At 72.1% G+C, this 426-nt stretch carries 1 protein-coding gene; it reads right to left on the minus strand.

Annotation, left to right across the window (positions count from 1 at the left end):
* The coding region (locus tag G6018_RS10870; RefSeq protein WP_182639587.1) for a family 43 glycosylhydrolase at positions 1-426 on the minus strand (426 nt) is incomplete at both ends.

Consider the following 426-nt stretch of genomic DNA (forward strand, 5'->3'; position numbering starts at 1 on the left):
GCGGACCGGGTCGAGGACGGGGTGCCGTCCCCGACCACGGGCCACCCGCCGACCCAGTCCAGGCGGTCGAGCATCATGTACCTCCGCTGCACCCCGTTGGGGAGCACGGCGCTGCCGCGGGGGGCGGCGTGATAGAGCATCCAGTCCTGCCCCGCGTCGTCGGTGGTCACGTCGACGTGACCCGGTCCCACCCAGTCGGCGTCACCCTTGAGGATCACGTCGCCGGGCAGCGGGGAACCCGGCCCCTGCACCAACGGGCGCTGTTGCCGATCGGAGTACGGGCCCATCACGTCGTCGGCGCGGCCACCCAACACCCGGTACTGGGACTGCTCGCCGTTGCAACACAGTCCAGCACTGGTGAACAGGTGCGTCCTGCCCTCGCGGCTGACGATGGCGGGGGCCTCGACGCCCGTACCGGCCACCAGG

The organism is Dietzia sp. DQ11-44, from assembly GCF_014145205.1.
Lineage (GTDB): Bacteria > Actinomycetota > Actinomycetes > Mycobacteriales > Mycobacteriaceae > Dietzia > Dietzia natronolimnaea.